The sequence below is a fragment of the Micromonospora sp. NPDC050784 genome (genome assembly GCF_044456765.1).
GTDB classification, from domain to species: Bacteria; Actinomycetota; Actinomycetes; order Mycobacteriales; family Micromonosporaceae; genus Micromonospora; species Micromonospora foliorum.
The window spans coordinates 44,676-62,846 of the sequence record NZ_JBITGG010000003.1; the positions used below are offsets into that span (position 1 = coordinate 44,676).

General features: G+C 72.1%; 18 protein-coding genes. 7 read left to right on the forward strand and 11 right to left on the reverse strand.

Features of this window, described 5'->3' with window-relative positions; translation table 11 throughout:
- Positions 1-3 precede the first annotated feature (3 nt).
- The 4 genes from ACIBD9_RS04675 to ACIBD9_RS04690 all read right to left on the reverse strand — a co-directional run bounded on the left by ACIBD9_RS04675 (position 4) and on the right by ACIBD9_RS04690 (position 2,945).
- Positions 4-870 (reverse strand): ABC transporter permease, encoded by an 867-nt coding sequence (locus ACIBD9_RS04675; protein ID WP_396714544.1) that lies wholly within the window; start codon positions 868-870, stop codon positions 4-6.
- Complete coding sequence (locus ACIBD9_RS04680; RefSeq protein ID WP_396714546.1) at positions 863-1,708, reverse strand: ABC transporter ATP-binding protein; 846 nt, start codon at positions 1,706-1,708, stop codon at positions 863-865. The genes ACIBD9_RS04675 and ACIBD9_RS04680 overlap by 8 nt, the downstream gene beginning before the upstream one ends.
- The gene (locus ACIBD9_RS04685) at positions 1,705-2,736 is read right to left on the reverse strand and encodes an ABC transporter substrate-binding protein (RefSeq protein ID WP_396714547.1); all 1,032 of its coding nucleotides are present in this window, start codon (positions 2,734-2,736) and stop codon (positions 1,705-1,707) included. The genes ACIBD9_RS04680 and ACIBD9_RS04685 overlap by 4 nt, the downstream gene beginning before the upstream one ends.
- Positions 2,737-2,867: 131 nt before the next feature.
- Positions 2,868-2,945 carry a putative leader peptide gene (locus ACIBD9_RS04690; RefSeq protein WP_349881247.1) on the reverse strand — a complete coding sequence of 26 codons (78 nt, stop codon included), beginning with the start codon at positions 2,943-2,945 and terminating at the stop codon, positions 2,868-2,870.
- Between the two features lie 248 nt (positions 2,946-3,193).
- On the opposite strand from ACIBD9_RS04690, the gene ACIBD9_RS04695 reads away from it, so the two are divergent.
- Positions 3,194-3,373, forward strand: coding sequence for a DUF4236 domain-containing protein (locus ACIBD9_RS04695; protein ID WP_030333600.1), 180 nt, complete (start codon positions 3,194-3,196; stop codon positions 3,371-3,373).
- A gap of 69 nt (positions 3,374-3,442) precedes the next feature.
- Here ACIBD9_RS04695 and ACIBD9_RS04700 read toward each other — a convergent pair whose 3' ends face one another.
- Positions 3,443-4,327: a hypothetical protein gene (locus tag ACIBD9_RS04700; protein ID WP_396714549.1), complete on the reverse strand. Its 885-nt coding sequence runs from the start codon at positions 4,325-4,327 to the stop codon at positions 3,443-3,445.
- A 24-nt stretch (positions 4,328-4,351) separates the two neighbouring features.
- Positions 4,352-4,873, reverse strand: a complete 522-nt coding sequence (locus ACIBD9_RS04705; RefSeq protein ID WP_396714551.1) for a VOC family protein — start codon at positions 4,871-4,873, stop codon at positions 4,352-4,354.
- Positions 4,874-4,922: 49 nt separating this feature from the next.
- Between ACIBD9_RS04705 and ACIBD9_RS04710 the strand changes: the two genes are divergently transcribed.
- A complete protein-coding gene (locus tag ACIBD9_RS04710; RefSeq protein WP_238657451.1) occupies positions 4,923-5,384 on the forward strand; it encodes a MarR family winged helix-turn-helix transcriptional regulator in 462 nt (153 codons plus the stop codon).
- A 57-nt stretch (positions 5,385-5,441) separates the two neighbouring features.
- On the forward strand, positions 5,442-7,145 hold the full coding sequence (locus tag ACIBD9_RS04715) for a tetratricopeptide repeat protein (protein ID WP_396714553.1): 1,704 nt from the start codon (positions 5,442-5,444) through the stop codon (positions 7,143-7,145).
- 132 nt (positions 7,146-7,277) lie between these two features.
- Here ACIBD9_RS04715 and ACIBD9_RS04720 read toward each other — a convergent pair whose 3' ends face one another.
- Both ACIBD9_RS04720 and ACIBD9_RS04725 read right to left on the reverse strand, forming a co-directional pair.
- On the reverse strand, positions 7,278-8,831 hold the full coding sequence (locus ACIBD9_RS04720) for an ATP-binding protein (protein WP_396715050.1): 1,554 nt from the start codon (positions 8,829-8,831) through the stop codon (positions 7,278-7,280).
- 44 nt (positions 8,832-8,875) lie between these two features.
- A complete protein-coding gene (locus tag ACIBD9_RS04725; protein WP_396714555.1) occupies positions 8,876-9,532 on the reverse strand; it encodes a response regulator transcription factor in 657 nt (218 codons plus the stop codon).
- 96 nt (positions 9,533-9,628) lie between these two features.
- Here ACIBD9_RS04725 and ACIBD9_RS04730 point away from each other — a divergent pair, with 96 nt between their 5' ends.
- The gene (locus ACIBD9_RS04730; protein ID WP_396714557.1) at positions 9,629-10,753 is read left to right on the forward strand and encodes an outer membrane lipoprotein carrier protein LolA; all 1,125 of its coding nucleotides are present in this window, start codon (positions 9,629-9,631) and stop codon (positions 10,751-10,753) included.
- A gap of 68 nt (positions 10,754-10,821) precedes the next feature.
- Here ACIBD9_RS04730 and ACIBD9_RS04735 read toward each other — a convergent pair whose 3' ends face one another.
- The gene (locus tag ACIBD9_RS04735) at positions 10,822-11,448 is read right to left on the reverse strand and encodes an SGNH/GDSL hydrolase family protein (RefSeq protein WP_396714559.1); all 627 of its coding nucleotides are present in this window, start codon (positions 11,446-11,448) and stop codon (positions 10,822-10,824) included.
- 147 nt (positions 11,449-11,595) lie between these two features.
- Between ACIBD9_RS04735 and ACIBD9_RS04740 the strand changes: the two genes are divergently transcribed.
- Positions 11,596-13,890: a HelD family protein gene (locus ACIBD9_RS04740; RefSeq protein ID WP_396714561.1), complete on the forward strand. Its 2,295-nt coding sequence runs from the start codon at positions 11,596-11,598 to the stop codon at positions 13,888-13,890.
- A 54-nt stretch (positions 13,891-13,944) separates the two neighbouring features.
- Here the strand turns inward: ACIBD9_RS04740 and ACIBD9_RS04745 are convergent, their stop codons facing one another.
- Positions 13,945-14,364, reverse strand: a complete 420-nt coding sequence (locus tag ACIBD9_RS04745) for a hypothetical protein (protein WP_396714563.1) — start codon at positions 14,362-14,364, stop codon at positions 13,945-13,947.
- 191 nt (positions 14,365-14,555) lie between these two features.
- Between ACIBD9_RS04745 and ACIBD9_RS04750 the strand changes: the two genes are divergently transcribed.
- Positions 14,556-16,598: a glycerophosphodiester phosphodiesterase family protein gene (locus ACIBD9_RS04750; protein WP_396714565.1), complete on the forward strand. Its 2,043-nt coding sequence runs from the start codon at positions 14,556-14,558 to the stop codon at positions 16,596-16,598.
- Positions 16,599-16,775: 177 nt separating this feature from the next.
- Positions 16,776-17,153 carry a hypothetical protein gene (locus tag ACIBD9_RS04755; RefSeq protein ID WP_396714567.1) on the forward strand — a complete coding sequence of 126 codons (378 nt, stop codon included), beginning with the start codon at positions 16,776-16,778 and terminating at the stop codon, positions 17,151-17,153.
- A 66-nt stretch (positions 17,154-17,219) separates the two neighbouring features.
- On the opposite strand, the gene ACIBD9_RS04760 is transcribed toward ACIBD9_RS04755, so the two are convergent.
- Positions 17,220-18,161 carry a sporulation protein gene (locus ACIBD9_RS04760; RefSeq protein WP_396714569.1) on the reverse strand — a complete coding sequence of 314 codons (942 nt, stop codon included), beginning with the start codon at positions 18,159-18,161 and terminating at the stop codon, positions 17,220-17,222.
- Positions 18,162-18,171: the final 10 nt, after the last annotated feature.

Sequence of the window (18,171 nt, forward strand, 5' to 3'; positions counted from 1 at the left end):
GTCCTATCCGGCAGAGACGTCGACGCGCCAGGTGGAGAAGCGACGTTCGAGGGCGACGAGGAGCTGGTTGACGACCAGACCGATGGCGGAGATCGTGATGATCCCGGAGTACATGTCGGCGATCGCGAAGTTGTACTGCGCGTAGTTGATGAGGTAGCCGAGCCCGGCCTTCGCGCCGACCATCTCGGCCGCGACCAGCACCAGGATCGAGTACGCCCCGGCCAGCCGGACGCCGGTGAAGATGGTCGGCACCGCGGCCGGCAGGATCACCTTCTGGAACAGCCGCAGGTGGTTGAGCCCCATCGAGCGGGCCGAACGGATCAGCAGCGGGTCGACGCCCTTCACCCCGGCGATGGTGTTCAACAGGATCGGCCAGGAGCACGCGTACAGCACCAGGGCGATCTTGGAGGTCTCCCCCAGGCCGAGGATGAGCACGAACACCGGCAGCAGGGCCAGCGCGGCGGTGTTGCGGAACACCTCCAGCAGTGGGCTGAGCAGCTCGGCGAGCGGCCGGTACCAGCCGATCAGCAGCCCGAGCGGGATGGCGGTGAGCACCGCCAGGCCGAGCCCGGCCAGGGACCGGGTGAGGCTGGCGCCCACGTGCTCGGCGAGTTGCCCACTGCGCAGCAACTCCCACCAGGCCACCAGCACCTCCGACAGCGGGGGCAGGAAGACGCGGTCGACCAGCCCGAGCCGGGGTGCGCCCTCCCAGATCGCGGCGAGCGCGGCGATCGCGACGGTGCGGTGCAGCACCTTCGCGCCGACGCCGAGCAGTCGACCGGCGCGGCCGGGAGCGGCACTGTCAGCCGTCGCCCGGGGCACGGTGGGTGGGCCGGCGAGTCGGGCGGGACGTTCGGCGATGTCAACCAACGCGGGCCTCCTCGGGGTGGCGGACGCCGGTGCCCTCGGCCGCCTGGGCGGCCCGCACCTCGTCGCGCAGCAGGGTCCAGATCTGGTGGCGGTGGTGGCGGAACGCGTCGGTGGAGCGGACGTCCTCGACCGCGTCCCGGTCGCCGAGGTCGATGTCGATGACCTGCTTGAGCCGCCCGGGCCGGGACGTCAGCACCGCCACCCGCTGACCCAGGTAGACGGCCTCGTCGATGCCGTGGGTGATGAACACGATCGTCTTGCCGGTGCGGGCCCAGATCCGCACCAGCTCGTCCTGCAACGAGTCGCGGGTCTGCGCGTCCAGGGCGGCGAACGGCTCGTCCATCAGCAGCACGTCCGGGTCGTACGCGAGGCTGCGGGCGATGGCCACCCGCTGCTTCATTCCGCCGGACAGCTCGTGCGGGTAACGGTCGGCGAACCCGCGCAGCCCCACCAGGTCGAGGTGGTGCTCGATCAGCGCGGCGCGTTCGGCCCGGGGCACCCCCTTGGCCTCCAGGCCGAACGCGACGTTGCCGGCCGCGGTGCGCCAGGGCAGCAGCGCGTACTGCTGGAAGACGATGCCCCGGTCCAGCCCGGGACCGGTGACGGGTCGACCGTCGACGAGCACCTGCCCGGCGGTCGGCTGGGTGAGCCCGCCGAGCAGGTCGAGCAGGGTGGACTTGCCGCAGCCGCTGGGGCCGACGACGACCAGGAACTCGCCGGGGCGTACCCCGAGGGTGACCTCGTCGAGCGCGGTGACCGCGCCGGCGCCGCCACGCCGGCTGGCGCGGACCGGGAAGGTCTTGCTCACCCGATCGAAGAGGATCTTGTCGGCGCTCACGCGCTGCCCCCGTCCACGAACGGGTTGAACCGGTTGGTGTAGATGTCGCCGGGCTTCGGACGGTCGCCCTTGAGCTCGCCCTCGGCGGCGAGCCAGTCGATCCAGGTGCCGAACTCCTGTTCGCCGATCACGCCGCCGCGGCCGGCGACGCCGCTGCTCTTCCAGTACGCGACAAGCGACGGGTCCTCGTTGCGACCCCGTTTGCCGATGATGTCGCGCATCCGGGCGACCACTGTCTCCCGGGGTTGGGTGCGGGCCCACTCGATGGCCTTGCCGACCCCGGTGACGAACGCCTTGACGGTCTCCGGGTTGCGCTTGATGAAGTCGTCGCGGAAGACGTAGGTGCCGCCGCTGAAGGCGCCGAGCAGCTCGTAGTCGGTGAAGATGGTGCGGATGCCGCCGCCGGCGACCGCCTTGTCCCGGATCACCCCACCGAGCACCGCGACGTCGATCTGCCGCTGCCGCAGCGACTGCTCGGTGTTGACAGGTGGCAGGGCGACCAACTCGACCTGCTTGATCTCGGCGGGGGTGAGACCGCCGCGGGCGAGCCAGGTCTTGAGCACGGCCTCGGCGTGCGCACCGAGGGTGTTCATGCCGACCTTCTTGCCGATCAGGTCCCGAGGGCTGCGGATCGGGCTGTCGTCGAGCACGTAGTAGCCCTGGAAGGTCTGCGCGTCCGAGCCGTAGTAGCTGACCACGGCGGTGATCGGGGCGTTGGCGGCGGCGAGCTTGACGATGGCGCCGTTGAACGCGCCGCCGAAGTCGCTCTGCCCGGTGGCCGTGGCCTGGATGTCCTGTGGGCCACCGGTGACGTTGCCGATCCACTTGAGCTTGACGTCACCCAGGTAGCCGAGGTCGGCGGCGAGTTCGGGGAGGGTGACCTGGCCGACCGAGCCCTGGTAGCGCAGCTCGCTGGCCTGGGCGCCGCCGGCTGCGGCGTCACCGCCGCAACCGGCCGAGGCGGTGAGCACGACCAGGGCGGCAACGGCGGCGAGAGTACGCAGAATGGCACGACGGGGTGGGGACATGAGGAGTCTCCTGATCTGTCCACGATGGGAACGGGGACGCCCGGATGAGGGCGTGCGGGCACGCTGCTCCGCGTTGAGCGGGCGGGCGGTGAGAGTGCGGCGCTGGAGCCGAGCCGGTTGGACCGGTCAGCTCAACAGAGCGCGCTCGCGTGCCGGACCAGGTCGACGTGCACACGAGCGGTGAGGAGAAGCTCATCCCGCTGCGACATGACCCCATGCTGCCCGCGATCGGAACGAGCGGTCAACGGCCTTCCAGAAGATGAGACTTCTATCGCTGCCGATGTTACGAACCGCCCCGAGCAGCGTTTACCGTGCCGCAACACCTATCTGGTGGATAGGGATTGCGGCCGGTGCTGGGCGACCGTCCAGGGCGGACGGCGAGAGGGTTTCAAAAGTTGTCGGTTCGGGCATGTTCGATCTCGACACGGCAGGGAACGGTGACGAGGGGAGACCTCCGATGGGCCTCATGTTTCGCAAGCGCAAGAAGTACGGTCCGATCATCCTGAACTTCACCGAGAACGGCTTCTCCTCGTGGAGCATCAAGATCGGTCGCTGGTCCTGGAACTCCAAGGCACGTGCGCACCGGGTCGACCTGCCGGGTCCGCTGAGCTGGAAGCAGGACAAGTCCCGGTCGTAAGCATCCCGGGAGTCGAGCGGGGTGCCGGTGATTCACCGGCACCCCGCTCGGCGTCTGTGGGTTGGGCGGTCAGCGTGCCACGGTGATGATCTCGTCGCCGGCCAGCCGCCCGGACTCGCGTTCACGCCGCACGGCGCCGGCGTCCAGCAGGTCGACGAGCGCCTGGTTGGCGTCGGCGGCCCGGTAGACGGTCGCGGTGAGGGTGTGCCGGCGCAGCTCGGTGACCGGTCGCGCCCCGCCCGCCCGCAACTCGGCCAGCAGCTCGTGGCTCAGCGGTTCGAGGTCGGGGTCGCCGACCACGTCGATAGTCGTGCCGGTCGGGTCGAGCGGGTCGCGGTAGCGCACGCCGAGGTCCGCGCCGACCGCCCAGAGCGCGTCGCGGACCGCCTCCAGACTCCGGTCGGAGCGGCTGCCGAACGCGATCACACCGGCCGACTCGCCGCCGGGCAGCACCGGTGCGACCTCGGCGACCAGGGGGAAGCCGGCGGAGACGAGCACGTCTCGGGCGCTGTCGGCGGTGTGCAGCAGCAGCTCTCCGGTCCGGCCGTTGGTCGCGGCGGTGAGCAGCTTCGGCGTCACCGCGCCGGGCAGGTCCACGAAGGAGAACAGCGGCGCGCCGGCCGCCCCGGCGGCCTTCACCGCGACCGGCAGCCGGTACGCGTCGCCGGGCAGCAGGTGCACGGTGACCTCGGCGGGCAGTTCCGCCTCGATCGGGCCGAGGCGGGCCGGCAGGTCGGCGGCGGCGTCGGACAGCACCAGCACCGTAACCTGCCGGCCGCGCACCTGGTCGCCGTGCGTGGCGACCAGGCGCAGCGCGGCCTCCGCGCTGCCCGCGTCGGCCCCGGCGAGGGCGACTGTGGCCCGCCGGGAGCGGTGCAGGGCCGCGGGCAGCCAGGTCGTCAACTGGCGGACCAGCAGCTCGCGGAGGAAATCAGTGGTCCGGTCGGTCGGCATCGGTCCGTTCTACCGTACGGGCGATCAGGCCGGGACGGAGATCCCCACCCCGCCCCGGGTCTGCCCGCCGTAGCGCCGCCGCTCGGCGTCCAGGTCGAGCCGACCGATCTGCTTGCGGGCGGCCAGCGCGGTGTCGTCGAGCAGGTCGGCCGGGATCAGCCAGACCACCTCGAACTCCAGCCCGTCCGGGTCCTTGCCGTAGAGGCTCTTGGTCGTGCCGTGGTCGGAGGTGCCGACCAGTGCGCCGGCCGCGACGAGCCGCTCGGCGGTGGCGGCCAGCTCGTCGAGCGTGTCCACCTCCCAGGCGAGGTGGTAGAGGCCGACGGTGGACCGGCCGGCGGTCGACCGACCGGCGCCCGCGCCGACCTCGAAGAGGCCGAGGTCGTGGTCGTTGGTGGAGTCGGGGGCCTGGAGGAAGGTGGCGCCCCGGAAGCCGTCCGGGGTCATCGCCACCGGGCGGAAGCCCAGCACCTCGCGGTAGAACGCGACGCTGCGGGCGAGGTCACTGACGTAGAGGACCGCGTGGTTGAGCCGGTGGATACCCATGACCCGAGGCTAGCGCGGTTTAGTTGAACATTCAACCATCGGGAGTATGATGGCTGCCATGACCCGCTGGTTGGACCCCGACGAGCAACGCACGTGGCGCGCGTACCTCACCGCCTCCCGGGTGCTGATGGACACTCTCGACCGCGAGCTGCAACGCGAAGCGGGCATGCCGCACGCGTACTACGAGATCCTGGTCCAGCTCTCCGAGGCCCCCGGCCGCCAACTGCGCATGAGCCAGTTGGCCCAGGCCGCGGGGTCGTCCCGCAGCCGGCTCTCACACGCCGTGGCCCGGCTGGAGGCCGCCGGCTGGGTGCGCCGCGAGGACTGCCCCACCGACCGGCGCGGGCAGATCGCGCTGCTCACCGACGAGGGTTTCGCCACCCTCGCGGCCGCCGCGCCCGGCCACGTCGAGGGGGTACGCCGACACCTGTTCGACGCGTTGAGCCCCGCCCAGGTCGACCAGCTGCGCCGAATCAGCGAAACCCTGGCCGAGCACCTGACCGGATCCTGACCAATCGACCCCGGCGCGGGTCTTGTACTTACCGTCGTCGGATGAGCACGATGGGGCGTGTCTTCCGGCTTCGGTGAACTGACTGATCAGGCGCACCACCTCGTGTCCTCCGGCGATCTTGCCGGCGCACAGCAGTTGCTGTCCGACGCGCTCACCGACGCCGACCCCCGCCCGGCCAACGCCACCCCCGAGCTGGCCGAGGCGGCCAGCCTCCAGGCGCGGGTGCTGATCGCCCTCGGTGAGCCGCACTCGGCCCGCGGGTGGGCGGCCTTCGCGTACGCGGCCACCACCCGCCTGCACGGCCGCGCCGACCCGCGCACGGTGGCCGCCGCGGCGACCCTGGCCGCGGTGCTGCACCGCGTCGGCAGCCACTCCCGGGCGGCGCGGCTCTACCAGGAAGTCATCATCGAGCTGACCGCGCAGGACGGCCCGGAGTCGCTGCGGGTGCTCGCCGCGCACGCCGACCTGGCCACCGTCGAGTACGCGCGCGGCCAGTGCACGGTGGCCCGCGACCGACTCCAGGACGCCTGGGAGCTGCACCGCGAGGTGTACGGCGACGGACACCCCAGCGGCATCAAGATGCTGGCGCGGCTCGGGGCGATGCAGCGCGACTGCGGGCAGTTCGCCGAGGCACACGACAACCTCGCGCTCGCCCGTGAGCTGTGCCGGCAGCACCTGCCCGCCGACGACCCGCTGGCCGCCCAGGTGGCGGCCCTGGCCCGGGCGGCGGCCAACCCCGACCACGCCTGCGCGGACAACCCGCCCACGGCCCGGGACACCCCGGTCGTGCCGCTCGCCCGCGTCCCACCGCACGGCGACGGGCCGGCCGAATCCGGCTACCACCCACCGGCGGCCGCGACCCACCACGCCGGGGCGGTGCCGAACCCCCGGCAGCCCTCCGACGAAACGGTCGGATCGACGGGCGGCAGATGGTCGACCGAACCGGTGGACGAGCCCCCGCCCCACCCCACCGACCCTCCGGTGCCCCCGTCGGTGGTCGGGCTGGCCGGCGGGGAGGAGCAGCCCGGGGTGTACCGGCTGCACCGCCCCGCCGCCCCCACCGACCCGTACGCGTCGCCCGACCCGTACCAGCCGTCCGACCCGTACACGTCGCCCAACCCGTACACGTCGCCCGACCCGTACACGTCGCCCGACCCGCACGCGTCGTCCAACCCGTACCCGGCGTCCGAGCCGCACCCGCGGGCGGACCCGTACGCGGCGGTCGAGCCGTACACGCCGTCGCGACTGCTGCCGGTGCCGGTGCACCGCGCCCAGCCGGAGCAGCGCAACCGGCTGGTGCCGGTGCTGGTGGCCGGCGTGGTCGTGGTGCTCCTCGGCGCGGCAGCGGTGATCGCCGGGGTGGCCCGGGTCGACGGTGACGACGAGCCGACCCCGCCGCCGGCCAGCGCCTCCCCCACCGCCGGCGCGCCGGCCAGCACCACGCCCGCCCCGGGCGGTTCGGCCCCCACGTCGGCCGCCGCGGCGCCGCCCGGCACCCCACCCAGCGCGGTGACCCTGCGCGACACCCGGGACAGCATCGCGCTGAACTGGACCTACCCGGCCGGCAGCGAGGGCCCGGTGGTCATCGCGGGCGGCCGCACCGGCCAGGCCCACAACATCTTCGCGACGCTGCCGGCCGGCACCACCAGCTTCGTCATCTACGCGCTCAACCGCACCAACGACTTCTGCTTCACCGTCGCTGTCGCCTGGTCCACCGACACCGTGGCCCGGTCCAAGCAGGTCTGCACCCGCCGCCGCTGACAGCCGCGTCCGCCAGCCACGCCCCGCCAACCTCTATGCACCACCTCGAATGACCAGCCGAACCGCCGCTTCGACACGTGCCGGTGGGCAGCACGTCACGTAGCTGTCGCCCCGTGGGTGCCGAGCAAAGGGTCATCGGTGGGCGGTGGGAGGCAGGTCGCCGTCACGGGCCGTCAACCTTTGGCCGTCCTCGGAGGGCAGTGCCGGCAACGCCGGCAGCAGCAGGCACACCCGTAGCCCTCGCTGCTGCGGCGCGTCGGTCAGCGTGATGCTGCCGCCCGCGCGCCGCACCAACTCCCGGACGATGGCCAGCCCCAGGCCGGCGCCCCCGTCGTCGCGTGCCCGTCCGTCATCCAGCCGGGTGAACCGGTCGAAGACCCGCTCCCGGTCCGCCACCGGGACGCCCGGGCCGTCGTCGGTCACCGTCACCAGGTGGTACGCCCCGACGCCAGGCCCGACCGTCGCCCCCGCCGTCGCCCCCGCTCGCGCCGTCGCCGCCGCCATCGTTGTCGTTGTCGCCGTCGCCGCTCCCGCCGGCGCCGCCGTCGCCCCCGCCGTCGCCGCAGCCGTCGTTGTCGACGTCGCCTCGACGGCGAGCACGACACTGCCGTGGGCGTGCCGTACCGCGTTGTCGACGAGGTTGGCCAGCACGCGACGCAGCTCCTCGACGGTGCCGATCGTCCAGAGCGGGCCCGCCGGCAACGTCACCCGCACCGGCGGCGACGGGTAGCGGGCGGCGACCTCGGTCAGCAACGCGCCCAGCTCCACCGGGCCGGTCCCCCGGGCCAGCGGAGCCTCGTCCAGTCGGGCCAGCAGCAGGAGATCGTCGACCAGGCGGCTCAGTCGGTCGGTGTCGGCGAGCAGGTTGGCGGTCACCGCCGTCCAGTCCGTCCGGTCGGCGAGGCGCTGGGCCACCTCCAGCTCCGTCCGGATGTTGGTCAACGGGCTGCGCAGCTCGTGTGCGGCGTCGGAGACGAAGGCCCGCTGCCGGACGCGGGCGGATTCCAGCCGGTCCAGCATGCCGTTGAGGGTGACCGCCAGACGGTGGATCTCGTCAGCCGACGCCGGCACCGGCAGCCGGCCGGTGCCGGCCCTCCCGGTGATCTCCTCGGCGCCTCGACGTAACGCCTCGACCGGCCGCAGGGTCGCGCCCACCACCCGCCACGCCACCCCGGCCAGCACGGCCACCAGCAGCGGGAACGCCACCAGGAGGATGGTCCGGACCACGTGGGTGCTGTGTCGCACGTCGGCCATCGAGCGGGCGACCAGCACGGTGAGCGGGTCGGCCGCGGTGCCGGCGGGTACGGCGACCACCCGGACCGGGCCGACGAGCCCGACCCGTTCGGCCGGCACCTCCAACCGCTGCCGGCCGTCGCGGTTCAGTCGCTCCGGGCGGACCATCGGCACCAGGCGGTCGGCGTCGATCGAGGCCGCCCGGATCCGCCCTTGCCCGTCGATGACCTGCACGCGGACCTGCCCGCCGGCCACCGGCAGCGGGTCGGGTAGCGCGTCCTCGGCGGCGAGCAGGGCGACCGCGTCGGCGGTGCGGAACGCCTCGGTGTCGACCGTGCGCTGGAGCACGAAGCCGAGCGCGCCGAGCAGCACCACCCCGCCCAGGGCCAGCCCGATGGTGAGGCCGACCACGCCGATCGCCATGAGCCGCCCGCGCAGCCCGAGGACCGGCATCCGGCCGGGCCAGGCCCGACGGGTGGGTGCCGGGCCGTCGGCGATCACGTCGCCAGCCGGTAGCCGGCGCCCCGGACCGTCTCCAGCCGGTCCCGGCCGAGCTTGCGGCGCAGGTAGCCGACGTACACCTCGACGGCGTTCGGCGCGGTCTCCAGGCTCGCGTCCCAGACGTGGTCCAACAACTCGATCTTGGAGATGACCTGGCCCGGCCGACGCATCAGGTAATCCAGTAGCGCGAACTCCCGCGCGGTCAACGCCACCTCGGCGTCCGCCCGGGTCACCCGTCGGCGGGCCGGGTCCAGCCGCAGGTCACCGACCGCCAGCACGGTCGGGCGCTCCGGCGCGCCCCGACGCAGCAACGCCCGTAACCGGGCCAGCAGCACGACGTACGAGAAGGGTTTGGTCAGGTAGTCGTCGGCGCCGCAGTCGAGGCCGTCGGCCTGGTCGTACTCGCCGTCCTTGGCGGAGAGCATCAGCACAGGCAACCAGTGCTGCTCCGCGCGCAACCGCCGGACCAGCTCGTACCCGGAGAGGCCGGGCAGCATCACGTCGAGGATCATGGCGTCGTACCCGCCGTGCCGGGCCGCGTCCAGGCCGGCCGGACCGTTTGCCGCCACGTCGACCGCGAACCCTTCCGCCTGGAGGCCGCGTTGCAGGGCAGCCGCCAACCGGGTCTCGTCCTCCACCACCAGCACCCGCACAGCTCAAGGGTGCCACCCGGGTCAAAGGGCGCGGTTCGGTGTCCTCAGCGCGTTCACAGCACCGAGGGGGCAGGATGGCACGCAGGAGGTGCCACCATGTCCGTTCTGAGAAGTCGTCCTGTCCTTCGTTGGCTGGTCCCGGCCACTGCGGCCGTCGCCGTCATCGGCGGGGGTGCGGCGGTCGGCACGTTCGCCGCCGAGGCCGAGCCGAGCCTGCCGCCCCGAACCGCCGCTCAGCTCCTCGTCGACCTGCAGACATCCCGGCTGGAGGGGTTGTCCGGGACCGTGGTGCAGCGCGCCGATCTCGGTCTGCCGCCCCTCGTCGGGCTGGTTCCCGGCAACGAGCTGACCACCCTGCTGACCGGCACCCACACCCTGCGGGTCTGGTATTCCGGCCCGGACCAGCAGCGGGTCGCGCTGGTGGACACCCTGGGCGAGCAGGACATCATCCGCAACGGCCGGGACCTGTGGACGTGGCAGAGCCGCACCAACAACGCCACCCACCGCACGCTGGGCGGCGACGCCGGGGCCTGGAAGCCCGCCCCCGAACCGGCAGCGAGCCTGCCGGCCACCCCGCAGCAGGCCGCCGACCTGGCGTTGGGCGCGATCGACCCGAGCACCGAGGTCAGCGTCGGCCGGTCGGCGACCGTCGCCGGTCAGGACGCGTACGAGTTGGTGCTCCAGCCGCGCGACGGTGACTCACTGGTGCACCAGCTGCGGATCGCCATCGACGCCAAGCAGCACGTGCCGCTGCGCTTCGAGGTGCTCGCGAAGGGCAGCGACCGGCCGGCGTTCGAGGTGGCCTTCACCCAGGTCGACTACCGCCGCCCCGACGCCGACCAGTTCACCTTCAACCCGCCGCCCGGCGTGACGGTCAGCGAGGAGAAGGCCGAGCGGCCGGCCGCCGGTAAGCCCGGCCACGCCGGACCGGCGGGTGACCCGCAGGTACGCGCGGTCGGCACCGGCTGGACGACCGTGCTGGTCGGCCGCCTGGATGGTGCGCTCGGCGGGAAGCCCGCGAAGCCGGCCGCCCCTCCGGCCGGCGCCGCTGAGGGCATGGACGTGTCGAAGCTGCTCGGCGGGCTGCCGGCGGTCAGTGGTGACTGGGGCAGCGGACGCCTCTTCAGCAGCAAACTGTTCAACGTGCTGCTCACCGACGACGGCCGGGTGCTCGCCGGAGCGGTGACGCCGGAGCGGCTCTACCAGGCCGCGCGCGGCTGATCTCCGCGGGTTTCGCGCCGGGTCGACCTGACGGTCGGCCCGGCGCTTCGCTGTGGGTCAGGCCCGGGTCAGGAGACGCCGAGGGCGCTGAGGTACGCGTCGGCGAGGACCGCGTGGCCGGGCAGGTGCGGGTGGACCCGGTCGTCGGCCCAGCGCGTCGCCGGACTCACCGCCAGCACCCGGTCGAACGCCGCCTGGTTGGCCACGTGCACCGCGTCGAACTCGCCGGCCAGCCCCGCCACGACCGCCGCGTACCGGTCGGTGTCGGCGCGTTGCGGGACGCTCCGGTCGGCCTCGATGAAGAACGGGTCACCGAGGATCAGTCGGCAGCCGGTGGCGCTGACCGCCCGCCGGAGCAGGTCACGCAGGGTGCGCTTGTACTCCTCGATGCCGACGGCCTCATCCGGCCGGTCGCCGTAGTGTCGCCAGATGTCGTTGATGCCGATCATCACCGCGAGCCAGTCGGGGCGCTCGGCGATGACGTCGTCGTCCCAGCGGGCGGCCAGGTCCCGCACAGTGTCACCGCCCACACCCCGGTTGACCCACTCCAGCTCCAACTCCGGGTGCCGCGCGCCGACCAGGGCGCGCACGAGGCTCACATATCCGCTGCCGTAGGGCGCGGCGACGTCGCGTCGACCACAATCGGTGATGCTGTCCCCGATGAAGACCACCCGTTGGCCGGTCCGCAGGATCATCCGCCGCCACCTCGCGATCACCGGCGCGCCGGCCCGCCCGGCTTGGTGACAACCGGCGGAACGCGCTATCTTCAACAGTTCGAAGGGCACAAAAAAGAACGGCTGAAAGCCGTTCCTGCAAAGGATTCTAATCTTTAGGGAGACGGCTTGTCAAGGCACTCCGGCGGTTCCGGCGAATTGCCGCTCGACGACGAGATCGGTCGCGAGCAGGAGTACGTCTCGATGCTCTACAACCGGCTGGACGAGCTGCGTGAGCAGGCCGCCCACCGGCTCACCGCCGAGCTGCACAACACCGGCGGCACCCTCCAGGACCGCTCGCAGCGCGACAGCTCGGTAGCGATGTACGCCGATCAGGTCGAACAGTTCTCCGCCGTGGAGAACGGGCTCTGCTTCGGCCGTCTCAACGGCGACGACGACTCCCGCCGCTACATCGGGCGGATCGGCATCTTCGACACCAGTGGTGACTACGACCCGCTGCTGATGGACTGGCGGGCCCCCGCCGCCCGCCCGTTCTACCTCGCCACCGCCGCGAACCCGCAGGGCGTACGCCGCCGCCGGCACCTGCGCACCCGACAGCGCAAGGTGACCGGGCTCAACGACGAGGTGCTCGACATCGACACCGCCTCCCCCGGCGCCCACGAGGAGCTGACCGGTGAGGCGTCACTGCTCGCCGCGCTCAACGCGGGGCGTACCGGCCGGATGCGCGACATCGTCGAGACCATCCAGGCCGAACAGGACGAGATCATCCGCGCGGAGCTTCCGGGCGTGATGGTGGTCCAGGGCGGCCCGGGCACCGGCAAGACCGCGGTCGCGCTGCACCGGGCGGCGTACCTGCTCTACACGCACCGCCGGGAACTCTCCAGCCGTGGCGTGCTGCTGGTCGGCCCGAACGCGACCTTCCTGCGCTACATCTCCCAGGTGCTGCCGACGCTGGCCGAGACCGGCGTACTGCTGCGTACCCAGGGTGATCTTTTTCCCGGGGTGAGCGCCCAACGGACCGAGCCGGCGGAGACCGCGGCGCTCAAGGGCCGGGCGGTGCTGGCCGAGGTGTTGGCGCTTGCCGTACAGGACCGGCAGTGGGTGCCGGACGAGCCGCTGGAGATCGAGGTCGAGCGGGAGACGCTGACCCTCGACCCGGAGATCGTGCGCGCCGCCCGGGACCGGGTCCGCCGCGCCGACCGACCACACAACCTGGCCCGGGCGCTGTTCGACGTGGAGATCGTGCACGCACTCGCCGAGCAGGTGGCCGAACGAATCGGCGCCGATCCGCTCGGCGGGGACAACCTCCTCGACGAGGCGGACCGGGCCGAGATCCGCCGGGAGCTGCGCGAGGAGTCGGAGATCCAGGCCGCCCTCGACCAGTTGTGGCCGGTGCTCACCCCGCAGCGGCTGCTCGCCGACCTGTACGCCGACCCGGACCGGATCGCCGCCGCCGCCCCGATGCTCAGCGAGGACGAGCGGGCGTTGCTGCGGCGCGAGCGGGGTGGCTGGACGCCGGCCGACGTACCGCTTCTGGACGAGGCCGCCGAACTGCTCGGCGAGGACGAGCGCGCCGCCGCCGCCCGGCGGGACCGGATCCGGATGATGGAACGGGAGTACGCCGAGGGCGTGCTCGAGATCGCCCGGGGTTCCCGCTCGATCGACGTCGAGGACGAGGCCGAGGGCGGTGAGATCCTCGGCGTCACCGACCTGATCGACGCGGACCGGCTGCTGGAACGGCAGGAGGAGGCCGACCGGCTGACCACCGCCCAGCGGGCCGCCGCCGACCGCACCTGGGCGTTCGGCCACGTCATCGTGGACGAGGCGCAGGAGCTCTCGCCGATGGCCTGGCGACTGCTGATGCGCCGCTGCCCGAGCCGGTCGATGACGATCGTCGGCGATGTGGCGCAGACCGGCGCACTCAGTGGCACGCCCTCCTGGGCGGACGCCCTCGCCCCGTACGTCGAGCAGCGGTGGCGGCTCACCGAGCTGACGGTCAGCTACCGCACCCCCGCCGAGATCATGGCGGTGGCCGCCGACGTCCTGGCCGAGATCGACCCGGCGCTGCGGCCCCCGCGCTCGGTGCGCGAGAGCGGCGTACCCCCGTGGGACCGGACGGTGCCCGACGGGCGGTTGGCGGCCGAACTGGTCGCCGAGGCCACCCGGGAGGCGGCCGGGCTGACCGAGGGCCGGCTCGGGGTGCTCGTGCCGGCCGGCCGGGTGGGCGAGTTGGGCGCGGCGGTGATCGCCGCGCTGCCCGAGGCCGCCGTCGGCGAGCATCCGGAGCTGGAGAGCCGGGTGGTGGTGCTGACCGTCGCGCAGGCCAAGGGGTTGGAGTTCGACTCGGTGCTGGTGGTCGACCCGGATCGGATGGTGGCCGAGTCCCCACGCGGACGCAGCGACCTGTACGTAGCCCTGACCCGCGCCACCCAACGCCTGGGAGTCCTCCGCCCGGCGAGCTGACCAGGAAACCCGCCGTCCCCACCGAGTTGTCGCTCGGCGGGGACGGTGGGTGGGTTAGTCGTTGGATGTGTCCCTGATGGACTTTGCCGGGCCGGTGGCGGAGGTGGACTGGTCGCTGGTGCCACCGCCCATCGGGGTGCTGAGGCCGCCGGTGGTGGCATCGCCGGTCGTGGTCGGCGCCACCTTGCCCGGGTGACGCTCCGGCTGTCGGGCCACCCGGCGTACGCTCGCCGGCCCGGCGGTGCCGCCGGTGGTGGTCACCGCCCCCTGCCCGCCGACGGGGCCGCCGTCGCGCAGCACCTGTGGGTCGATCCGTTCGTGTGCCGGATCGAGCGGGTCATCGCGCTGGATCTGGCTCTCCACATCGGTGCGGGGCACCGTCACCTCGTCGAGGGCGCCCTTGCCGTACACGCCGCCGGCGATCCGATCCTCGGCCTCGCGGGCGGCATCCTGCCGCATGTCGTCCTCACGCACGTCCATCACCTCGCAGAAGCTGTGGAACTGACTGCGTGCCCGACCACCGGCCGACCAAACCCGGCGTGACCGGGAGGTCGTCCACCGCGGTTCACCGTCGCGCCGCCCGCTGGCCGCCTGCCCGCAGCCCGAGATGTCCATGCTGTCCCGCGACCGGTGGGAGATGCCCGCCGGCAGGAGGGGATGACAGCGTGCGCACAGTACGCCGTACCGCCGTCGCGGCCCTGGTGGCCGCGACGGTGACGACCGGGCTCGCGGTGCCCGCCCAGGCAAAGCCGCGACCGGACCGGACATTCGACGTGCAGGCCCACCGGGGTGGCCTCGGGCTGCGGGTGGAGAACACCCTCGCCTCCTTCGGCAACGCCCTCCAGCTCGGCGTGAGCACCCTCGAACTGGACGTGCAGATCACCGAGGACGGCCAGGCCGTCGTCACCCACGACCGCAAGGTCACCGGCACCAAGTGCGTCGACACCACCCCGGTGACGCCCGGCGACGCGGAGTTCCCGTACGTCGGGAAGTACATCAACACGCTCAGCCTGGCCCAGGTGCGCACGCTCGACTGCGGCTCCAAGACGCTGTCGGACAAGCCCGGCCAGCTCGCCGTCCCGGGTGCCCGGATGCCGCTGCTGCGTGAGGTCTTCGCGCTGGTCAACCGGTACCAGGCGAAGGACGTGAAGCTCAACGTCGAGACCAAGGTCGAGGCGGGCGCGCCGACCGAGACCGCCCCCCGCGAGCAGTTCGTCCGGGTCACCGCGGCCGAGATCCGCGCCGCCGGGCTGCTCAAGCAGGTCACCATCCAGAGCTTCGACTGGGGCGCGCTGATGCGCATGCGCCAGGTCGAGCCGAAGCTGCCGCTGGTCGCCCTGACCAACTACGACTTCCTGCAGACCGGGCAGCCGGGTGCCTCGCCGTGGCTGGGCGGGCTGGACGTCGACGACTTCGGTGGCGACCCGATCAAGGCGATCCGCAGCTTCGGCGCCAGCGCCTTCTCGCCGGTGCACGGGTTCCCGCAGAACGGCACGGTCACCGACCCGGGCTACAAGCCGTACGTCACGAAGGAGATGGTCGCCCAGGCGCACCGCTACGGGATCAAGGTGATCCCGTGGACGGTCGACGACGTGCCGACCATGACCAAGCTCATCGACGACGGCGTGGACGGCATCATCACCGACTACCCGGACCGGCTGCGCGGCCTGCTGGCGCAACGCGGTTACCGGTTGCCGAAGGCGTACACCGCGCCGTTCGACATCCAGGCGCACCGCGGCGGCCGGGCCACCCGGCCGGAGAACACCCTGCCGGCGTTCGCGAACGCGCTGTCCAACCGGGCCATCTCCACCCTGGAACTGGACACCGGCGTCACCGCCGACGGCAAGCTCGTGGTGCTGCACGATCGCACCGTCAACGGGTCGCACTGCGTCGACACCGCCCCGGTGCGCCCGGGAGACCGGATGTACCCGTACGTGGGTAAGCCGGTGCACGACCTGACCCTGGCGCAGCTGAAGACCGTCGACTGCGGCACGAAGACGCTGCCCGAGCTGCCCGCCCAGGTGCCCGCGCCCGGTGCCCGGATCCCGACCCTGGACGAGGTCTTCGCCCTGGTGAAGGCGAGTGGCCGCACCGACATCGGAATGAACATCGAGACGAAGATCAGCCCGGTGGTGAACGACACCGAGCCGTACCGCAGCTTCACCCGCAAGCTCGTCGACGCGATCCAGCGAGCCGGCTTCACCAGCCGGGCCACCATCCAGTCGTTCGACTGGCGCACCATCACGTACGCCCGGCAGCTCGACCGGCGGATCGGCACGGTCGGCCTGGTCTGGCAGTACGGTCCGGCCGAGTGCGCGACCCTCGCCGACGAGTGCTCGCTGGAGGCGGTCTACGGCGACCCGTCGGTGCGGAGCCCGTGGACCGGTGGACTGGACTGGTGGAAGTACCAGGACCTCGGCAAGCTGACCCGGGCCGCGGGCGCTGGCACGGTGTCCGCCAACTGGCAGGTGCACGACCCGAAGCAGGGCACGGTCGCCTCGACCGACTGGTACCTGCGGGAGAACCCGGCATACTTCCACGGACCGGACGTTCGGACCCTGCAGACGCGGTACGACCTGAAGGTGATCCCGTACACGGTCGATGACGCGACGGTGATGCAGCGGGTCATCGACCTCGGCGTCGACGGCATCATCACCGACGACCCGGGCCTTCTGGTGAGCGTGGCGATCCGCAACGGCCTGCGCTGACCCGTCGACCATCCGATCGCCGGCCGGTTTTTCCGGCCGGCGATCGGTGTTACCTGCTCCGGGGCCTCGGGTAGTCGGGGGGTGTCCCCGCCGTGAAAGCGAACCGCGCCGTGGCCGACACGCGGTAGCGGGGCGGGGGAATGCAGGTACGACTCATCGCATCCTGAGGAGGACCAGATGAGCACGCAGGCTGCTTCCACCCGGCCGATGAACCGGCCCATGAACGACCCGCAGAATCCCGCTCAGATGCGGGACATGCAGACCCAGCAGATGCCGGTCATGCATGACGGGCGCCGCAACGACATGCAGGCACCCGGTACGGAGACCAAGCAGGCGTTCAAGACCACCGAGTTCTGGATCTACCTGATCGCGGTGGCCGCCGTACTGGGCGCGTCGCAGGTCGTTGGCCGGAACACCGCTGGGGTGGACATCTTCCGGGCCGACAACGCCTGGTTCCTGATCACCCTGCTGACGCTTGGCTACCTCGGTAGCCGTGGCCTCGCGAAGGCCGGCAGCAACTGGCGCAGCAGCGAGGAGCGCAAGGCCCGGCACTGACCGGTTCACAGTGCACGGTGGCCTCCGGGAGATCCTCCCGGAGGCCACCGTCATGTCTGGGATCGGCTACTCGTCGCCACCGAAGTCGCCGAAGTCGCCCTCGAACGCATCCTCGATCACCTCGCCGGCGATCATGCCGCCGGCGACGCCGAGCGCCGCACCGGCCACCATGCCGCCCATGCCGTGCCCACGGCTGTGCCCGTGACCCCCGCCGTACTGGGATCGCAGGCTGCCGTAGCGGGACGTGGTCTCGCGCAGCCAGCCGTCGACGACCTGCGCCCAGTCCACCCGGTCAGCGTCGATGTGCGCCACCTGGTAGCGACCGAACGCGTCGTGCCCGGCGCTGAGGAACCCACCTCGCTTGTCGCACTCCAGGATGACCTCCACACCGCGCTGGCTGGTCACGAAGGTCAGCTCGACCTCCCGGATCGTGCTCGCGTACTGCGGGGAGGCGAAGAACTCAATCTCCTGGTAGAACGGCAGCGTCTGCTGCACGCCCCGGATGTGCCCACGCTCCAGGTCGGCGTGCTTGAACCGGAAGCCGAGCCGCTGGAACGCCTCCAGGATCCGCTCGTGCACCGGCAGCGGGTGCACCGCCACCTGGTCCAGGTCGCTCTTGTCGACCGCGCGGGCGATCGCCAACTCGGTGCGCAGACCCATCGTCATGCCGTGCAGGCGCTGGCCGTACACGTCGGTGATCGGGGTCTCCCACGGCACCGGCAGCTGGAACGGGATCGAGAGCTGCTGCTTCGGGGCGAGCTGGAGCGGACCGCTGACCACCATGCGGTGGAACTCCATCGTGCCCGCGTACTCGGTGTCGTGTCCTTCGACCTCGACCCGGGTGACCAGGCCGATCACCACCTGCTCGATGGCTGCCTCAGCGTCGCCACCGACGAGGTTGACCTGCCCGTCGAGGGTCAGGCCGGGCCGGGTGTTGGGGTTGGTCAGCACGGTGTCCACGCTGGGACCGCCCACACCGAACGCGCTCAACATCTTCTTGAAGACCATCGGAACTCCT